General features: G+C 71.7%; 7 protein-coding genes. 2 read left to right on the top strand and 5 right to left on the bottom strand.

Annotated features, from left to right (window positions below; all coding sequences use genetic code 11):
• Nucleotides 1-123 precede the first annotated feature (123 nt).
• The 4 genes from NBZ83_RS28870 to NBZ83_RS28855 form a co-directional block, all read right to left on the bottom strand.
• Nucleotides 124-348 carry a hypothetical protein gene (locus tag NBZ83_RS28870; RefSeq protein ID WP_261576204.1) on the bottom strand — a complete coding sequence of 75 codons (225 nt, stop codon included), beginning with the start codon at nucleotides 346-348 and terminating at the stop codon, nucleotides 124-126.
• A 7-nt stretch (nucleotides 349-355) separates the two neighbouring features.
• A complete protein-coding gene (locus NBZ83_RS28865; protein ID WP_261567348.1) occupies nucleotides 356-1690 on the bottom strand; it encodes a DUF2252 domain-containing protein in 1335 nt (444 codons plus the stop codon).
• Between the two features lie 2 nt (nucleotides 1691-1692).
• Nucleotides 1693-1980, bottom strand: coding sequence for an EthD family reductase (locus tag NBZ83_RS28860; protein ID WP_261567347.1), 288 nt, complete (start codon nucleotides 1978-1980; stop codon nucleotides 1693-1695).
• Nucleotides 1981-2101: 121 nt separating this feature from the next.
• Nucleotides 2102-3271 carry an FAD-dependent oxidoreductase gene (locus NBZ83_RS28855; RefSeq protein WP_261576203.1) on the bottom strand — a complete coding sequence of 390 codons (1170 nt, stop codon included), beginning with the start codon at nucleotides 3269-3271 and terminating at the stop codon, nucleotides 2102-2104.
• 156 nt (nucleotides 3272-3427) lie between these two features.
• Between NBZ83_RS28855 and NBZ83_RS28850 the strand changes: the two genes are divergently transcribed.
• Nucleotides 3428-4063 (top strand): TetR/AcrR family transcriptional regulator, encoded by a 636-nt coding sequence (locus tag NBZ83_RS28850; protein WP_261576202.1) that lies wholly within the window; start codon nucleotides 3428-3430, stop codon nucleotides 4061-4063.
• Between the two features lie 32 nt (nucleotides 4064-4095).
• Here NBZ83_RS28850 and NBZ83_RS28845 read toward each other — a convergent pair whose 3' ends face one another.
• Nucleotides 4096-5019 carry a LysR substrate-binding domain-containing protein gene (locus tag NBZ83_RS28845; protein ID WP_261567344.1) on the bottom strand — a complete coding sequence of 308 codons (924 nt, stop codon included), beginning with the start codon at nucleotides 5017-5019 and terminating at the stop codon, nucleotides 4096-4098.
• Between the two features lie 76 nt (nucleotides 5020-5095).
• Between NBZ83_RS28845 and NBZ83_RS28840 the strand changes: the two genes are divergently transcribed.
• A complete protein-coding gene (locus NBZ83_RS28840) occupies nucleotides 5096-6523 on the top strand; it encodes an MFS transporter (RefSeq protein WP_261576201.1) in 1428 nt (475 codons plus the stop codon).
• Nucleotides 6524-6545 lie beyond the last annotated feature (22 nt).

Below are 6545 nucleotides of genomic sequence, written 5' to 3'. Positions count from 1 at the left end.
TTCCAGGCCCTCTACAACCAGACAGCCACCCCGTTCGACTGGAAGTACACCCGCGCCGACCTGCTCGACACCACCCGCCGCCTCACCCTCGCCGCATAACCGACGAACTTGCAGCGACGACCACTAGGCGGTCGTCTCGGCCCGCTCGCGTCGTTCACGGGCACGCCGCGGCCGGGACACCCAGTCGACGTACAGCGCCCGCACGTCCGCCGGCTGCACCTCCCAGCCGGGCCAGGCATCCGCCTGGCTGAGCGCCTCGAACAACTCGTCCGGGAACGACTCCCGATCGTCCGACTGATCGGACGACTTCTCCGGCTTCGCCGGGAGCGACTCCCCGTCGTCGGCCATGGCCGGCTCAGTCCACCTCGATGAGCTGGCCGTTACGGAACAGGTCGACGAAGAGCTGATGGTCGCGTTGGACCTGGGCGCCGTAGTCGTGGGCGAAGTCGACCAGGGAGGCGACGAACGCCTTGTCGTCGCGCGAGATCGCGGCGTGGATCGCGTCCTCGGTGGAGAAGTTCACCAGGTCGTGCTCGCTCTCGTCGTCCGCGACGGCGTGCATGCGGGCGGTGGAGCGGCCGAGGTCGGCGACGAGGGCGAGCATCTGCTCGGGCTCGTTCACCTCCGACCAGTCCAGGTCCTGCGCGTACGGCGACACCTCGGCGACGAGCTGGCCGACGCCGTCGAGCTCCGTGTGGCCCAGCCAGGTGTCGCTGTGCGCCTGCAACGCGCGCTGCGACAGCGCCGTGCGATGCCCCTGATGGTCGAAGAAGTCACGGATCCGCTCGTCGGAGACGAACCGGCTGGCCGCCGGCACCTGCCCCTGCTTCATGTACAGGACGACGTCGTTGTCCAGGGCCTGCGTCTGCCCCTCGACGAGCAGGTTGTACGACGGCAGGCCGGCACTGCCGATGCCGATCCCGCGGCGGGCCACCACGTCCTTGACGGTCAGCGAGACCGGGCGGGTCCGCCGGTTCGGCGGCACGGTGGCCAGGTACCGCTCGAACGCCGCCAGCACGCCTGCCCGGGTGTCGTCGTCGACCGGGGTGACGCCGTCGACCTGCGCGAAGCGGCGTTCGTAGTTCTCCACCACGGTGAGCTCCTCGAGCAGACCGACCCGTGTCGACAGCCGCGCCCGCTGCAGGAACGCGTGCACCACGCCCGAGGTGGACCCGAGCGTCAGCAGGTCCGACGACGCCGCGTCCGGGCCCTCGGCGAGCTCCCTCATCCGGTCGCGGTAGGCGCCCACGCATGCTTCGACGAGTCGGGTGATCACCGCGTCGCTGAGCGCCTTGGCGCGCCCGAGCAGGGCGAGGCTCGCGACGAGGCGCCGCAGATCCCAGGTGAACGGCCCGACGTAGGCCTCGTCGAAGTCGTTGACGTTGAACACGAGCACGCCGTTGCTGCTCATGTACGTGCCGAAGTTCTCCGCGTGCAGATCGCCGTGGATCCAGATCCGGCTGGTCCGCTCGTCCAGGAAGGGATCGTCGAGGGCGTGGACGTCGGCGTAGAACAGCGCCGCCGAGCCCCGGTAGAAGGCGAACGGCGAGGCCGCCATCTTGCGGAACTTGCGCCGGAACGCCGCCGCATCCGCCGCCATCAGCTCGCCGAAGGCGGCGGCGAAGACATCGGCGATGACCTGGGCGCGCTCGGGGTCGGTGCTGGACGTGGCCGGGGTGGACGTGGCCATGTTCAGCCAGACACCTCGCTGGTCTGCATCACCGGGGTGATCGTGGTGTAGTTCGCGACGTCGGCGGTGATCGCCTTCCTGTCGCCGCGGGACATCGCCGTCTTCATCGCCTCGATCGATGCGAACCGGAAGTGCGCGGCGGCGACGTACGGGCCGTCCAGCCCGCGGTCGATCTCGACCTCCGAGATGCCCCACATGGCGCTGGCCATCGGGATGTGCTTGTCCCGGTAGTAGTCGTGGTCGAACGTCGCACCCTCGGTCCGCGGGTACAGCACGCTGAGCCGGATCATGGTGACCCCTCTTCACGGTCGCGGCGCCCGCCGATCGAGACGCACTGGTCCAAGCTTCTCGCAGAATGCCCCACCCGCGCGCGCCGCACGCCCCGCCCTACCCCGCCGGCGGCCGGATCCGTCAGTGCCGGGACGCGAAGTGGGCGAGAAGCCCCACCGGGGCGTCGGGTGCGATGGCCGCGGCGATCGCCTCGGCGGCGCCGGCGGCGGCCTCGGCGGACCTCGGCAGCGTCACGTCCTCGTAGGCGCGGACGGCGGCGTCCAGGTGGTCGGCACTGGGGCCGTCTGCCCGGGCGGCGATGGCTTGGGCGAGGTCGGCGCCGTCGAGCATCGCGAGGTTGGCCCCCATCCCGGAGAACGGGGACATGAGGTGCGCCGCGTCGCCGAGAAGCGTGAGGCCGGGGGTGTGCGGCCAGGTGTGCGGGACGGGCAGGGCGTGGATGGGCCGGTTGACGAACGGGCCGTCGTTGTCGGTGATGAGTCCGCGCAGGGACGGGCTCCACCCGGTGAACTCCGCCAGCAGGGCCGCACGGACGCGCTCGGTGTCGGCGAGGTCGATGCCGGCCTTCTCGTACCAGTCGAGCTCGGTGCGCAGCGCGATGTAGACGCGGATGTGGCCGCCGCTGTTGCGCTGGGCGATGAGTCCGCGGTTGGCGTGCAACGCCATCATCATCCCGTGCCCGGTGAGGGCGGCGGCGTGTGGATGGCGCCGGTCGGCGTCATCGAGGTACGCCTCGACGAACGTGACACCGGTGTAGTCCGGGACGGCGCCGCCGAGCAGCCCCCGGACCCGGGACCAAGCGCCGTCCGCGCCGATGACCAGGGGGTGGTCGGCGGACGCGCCGCCGGCGAAGTGGAGCCGGTGGGCGCCGCCGCCGAGCGGCTCGACGTCGCTCACTCGGTGGGTCCACCGGACCGTGCCGGTGGCCAGGGAGTCCAGCAGCAGGGTGCGGAGCTGGCCGCGATCGATCTCCGGGGCGCCGTCCTCGGGCGCCGTGTCGGGGACCATGTCGAGCAGCACGCTGGCGTCGCGGCCGAGCACCCGCACCTGCTGCCCTTCCGGCCGGGACAGTGCCCGGAACGCGTCGAGCAGCCCGGCCGCGGCGAGCGCGACCTGACCGGAGTCGGCGTGCATGTCGAGGCTGCCGCCGGCGGGACGGGCGTCGGCTGAGGCGTCGAGGTCGTAGACGGTGACGGCGATGCCGTGGTTCTGCAGGACTCGAGCGCAGGTCAGGCCGCCGGGACCGGCTCCGACGACGGCGATGGGCGCGGCTTCAAGCGATGAGTTCATGATCGTTACTCCCATGCGGGCGGGGAGAGGAGTGCGCGGGGCGGGTCCGAACCCGCGGGCCCGCCATCCTCCAGACACACCCAGAAAAGCAGAACGGATCAAAAAGTGCAACAGTTTCAGTTTTAGATCCGTTCCACCCTGCGCTACCGTGGCGGCATGGACCAGACAACGCCGCCGCCGGGACGCCGGGAGCGCAAGAAGGCCGCCACCCGTCAGGCGCTGGCCGACGCGGCGCTCGCCCTGTTCCTGGCGCGCGGGTTCGACGCCGTCGGCGTCCGCGAGATCGCCGACGCGGCGGACGTGTCGGTGACGACGCTGTTCAAGCACTTCCCCGAGGGCAAGGTGGCGCTGCTGTTCGACGAGGATGCCGACCGCGAGGCCGCCCTCGTCGCCGCCGTCCACAACCGCCCGAGCGGCCAGCCGATCCCCCGGGCACTGCGCGACCATCTCGGCAGCGCCCGCGACACCGCGCGGCGCGCCGACCCACGCCTGGACGACTTCCGCGCGCTGGTCGAACGCACCCCCGAGCTACGCGAGCACTCCCGTCGGATGTGGCTGCGCCACGCGTCCGCACTCGCGTCCGCCATCGCCGAGGCCAGCGCGCTGCCCGCGGACGACCCCGCCTGCCTCGCCCTCGCCCACTTCGCCCTGGCGTCCGCCGGCCTCGCCATCACGAGCACCGCCACTGCCACCGATGCCGACGCCGACGCCGACCGCGCGCTGGAACGGATCTTCGCGCTGCTCGAACACGGCTGGACGGCCGTGGCCGCCTCTTCACCCGGCCCGGCGTGATCCACCGCTGGCCCGCCCATCCCGGCTTCGCTTCACCCGTCGACCCGGGCGGTCTCGAAGACGCGGATGGTCTCGGAGATGCGGGTGCGGAGCCAGGCGTGGGTGGGGTCGGCGTCGTGGCGTGGATGCCACAGCTGGCTGACGCGGATCCCTTTGAGTGGGACGGGGATCGCGAAGGCGTGTAGTCCAAGGGCCTGGGCGTGCCGGGCGGCCAGCAGGGCGGGTGCCACCGCGACCAGGTCGCTGTCGAGAAGCGTGAGCAGGGCGGCCAGGACGGTCGGGACGGACGCGACGACCTTCCGGTGCAGGCCGCGGGCCTGCAGCAGGGCGTCGAGGGGGCCGGTGAGCTCGCCCTGGTCGGAGATCTCGAGATGGTCGGCGCCCGCGAGATCTTCGGCGGTGACGGGTGACGCGGCGAGCGGATGGCGGGGGTGGACGATCCCGACGAGCTGATCGCGCAGCAGGCCCTGCCCGCGTAGGTCGGGGTCTCGGCGGGCGTTGACGCGCAGTTCCAGGTCGGCGAGGCCCTCGCGCAGGGCGACGCCGTGGCCGCGGGCGGGATCGGGTGCCAGGAAGCGGACGGTCACGCCGGGGGCGTCGGCCCGTATCCCCGCGAGAAACCGGCCGGACAGCAGCGCCAACGCCACATCGTCGGCGAGGACGGCGAACGAGCGGCGCAGGGTGCTGACCTCGTCGGCCGCAGCGGTTCCGGCAGTCAGTAGCCGTGCCTCCTGCACGAGTGCGTGGACCCGGGGTCGCAGCGCCAGAGCCCTGGCGGTGGGCGTCAGTCCCCGGCCCGAGCGGACCAGGAGGGGATCATCGAGGGCTCGCCGCAGCCTGCCGAGGGCCCGACTCGTCGCCGGGATGGACAGGTGCAGCTCCCGGGCGGCGGCGCTCACGCTGCCCTCCGCCAGGACGGCGTCGAGGACCACCAGCAGATTCAGGTCGACCGACATGGTTTGCATCTAGTGAAAATATCCCCGGCGATATTTTCACTATTCGCGGCGCCAGTCCGTTCCTAGCGTCGGAGCCATGACCACACCGACAACCGTCCGGGCCGGCCATCCGGAGTTGGGCCGGGCCCCGCGGCGGCGGCCCCGCATCCTGCTGGTGACCTGCTGCTCGGCCCTGTTCATCACCAGCCTCGACAACACGATCGTCAACGTCGGCCTGCCGACCATCGGGCGTGACCTGCACGCCGGGGTGTCCGGCCTGCAGTGGATCGTGGCCGCCTACACGCTGGTGCTGGCGTCGTTCCTGCTGCTCGCGGGTTCACTCGGGGACCGGTTCGGACGGCGCCGGATGTTTCGGGCCGGCTTGACGATCTTCGGGGTAGGGTCGCTGATGTGCGGCTTCGCGCCGAACCTGCCCAGCCTGATCGTGCTGCGCGCGGTGCAGGCCATCGGCGGGGCGATGCTTCAACCGAACGCGCTGTCGACCATCACCGGGGTGTTCGTCGAGCCCCGCGAACGGGCCAGGGCCATCGGCGTCTGGGCGGCCGTCTTCGGGGCCAGCGCGGCGGCCGGCCCGATGGCCGGCGGTCTGCTGGTCGGCGGACTCGGCTGGCGCTGGGTGTTCTGGGTCAACCTGCCGATCGTCGCCGCCGCGTACGGCCTGTCGGCACGCGTGATGCCCGAGACGCGGTCACCGGACCCGCGCCGCCTCGACGGGGTCGGGCAGGTTCTCGTGGTGGCCGCGTTGGCGCCGTTGACCTACGCGATCATCGAGGGGCCATCCGCGGGTTGGGGTTCACCCGGGGTAGTGCTGTCGGGAACGGTCGGCGCAATCGCCCTGGCCGCGTTCGTCGCGGTGGAACGCCGGCGGGCCCAGCCGCTGCTCGACGTGCGACTGTTCGCCAGCCCCCGCTTCGCCGGGGCCATCGGCATCGCCGTCCTCGCCTTCATGATTCTTTCCGGCTTCCTGTTCCTGAACACGCTCTACCTACAGGACGCCCGCGGCGATGCCCCCGTCATGGCCGGCCTGCTGGTACTGCCCGCCACCGCCGTCATCGTGGTCGTGTCGCCGCTGACCGGCCGGCTCGTCGCCCGCCGTGGCCCCCGCCTCCCGCTCACGGCCGCGGGAATCGCGCTCACCGCCGGTCCACTCGTGCTTGTCCACGCCGCCGCGACAGCGCCCTACTGCCAGCTCGCCGCCGGCTACCTGCTCTTCGGTATCGGCTTCGGACTCGTCAACCCGCCGATCACGAACATCGCCGTGGCCGCGATGCCCGCGGCACGGGCCGGCGTCGCGTCCGCCGTTGCCACCAGCTCACGTCAGATCGGCAACGTCCTCGGTGTCGCCGTCATCGGCTCGCTCGTCACCATCGACCATCCCCACGTCGGCTGGTACCTGCTGGCCGGATGCGGAGCAGCCATCCTCACCACCGCACTCGCCACCACCCCCCGAAACAGCCGATTGCCGATCTTGACCTCGCGTGACGGGGGCCGCGCCGGCGTGTGACGATGGACGGGGATGTCGGGGA

Source organism: Frankia gtarii (assembly GCF_025403375.1).
GTDB classification, from domain to species: Bacteria; Actinomycetota; Actinomycetes; order Frankiales; family Frankiaceae; genus Frankia; species Frankia gtarii.
This window is presented reverse-complemented; position numbering and strand designations above follow the sequence as displayed.

Excerpts from the sequence above, each read along its gene's own strand:
- NBZ83_RS28845 (WP_261567344.1), bottom strand. The coding sequence starts at position 5,019 with ATGTCGGTCGACCTGAATCTGCTGGTGGTCCTCGACGCCGTCCTGGCG.
- NBZ83_RS28860 (WP_261567347.1), bottom strand. The coding sequence starts at position 1,980 with ATGATCCGGCTCAGCGTGCTGTACCCGCGGACCGAGGGTGCGACGTTC.
- NBZ83_RS28855 (WP_261576203.1), bottom strand. The coding sequence starts at position 3,271 with ATGAACTCATCGCTTGAAGCCGCGCCCATCGCCGTCGTCGGAGCCGGT.
- NBZ83_RS28865 (WP_261567348.1), bottom strand. The coding sequence starts at position 1,690 with ATGGCCACGTCCACCCCGGCCACGTCCAGCACCGACCCCGAGCGCGCC.
- NBZ83_RS28840 (WP_261576201.1), top strand. The coding sequence starts at position 5,096 with ATGACCACACCGACAACCGTCCGGGCCGGCCATCCGGAGTTGGGCCGG.
- NBZ83_RS28850 (WP_261576202.1), top strand. The coding sequence starts at position 3,428 with ATGGACCAGACAACGCCGCCGCCGGGACGCCGGGAGCGCAAGAAGGCC.
- NBZ83_RS28870 (WP_261576204.1), bottom strand. The coding sequence starts at position 348 with ATGGCCGACGACGGGGAGTCGCTCCCGGCGAAGCCGGAGAAGTCGTCC.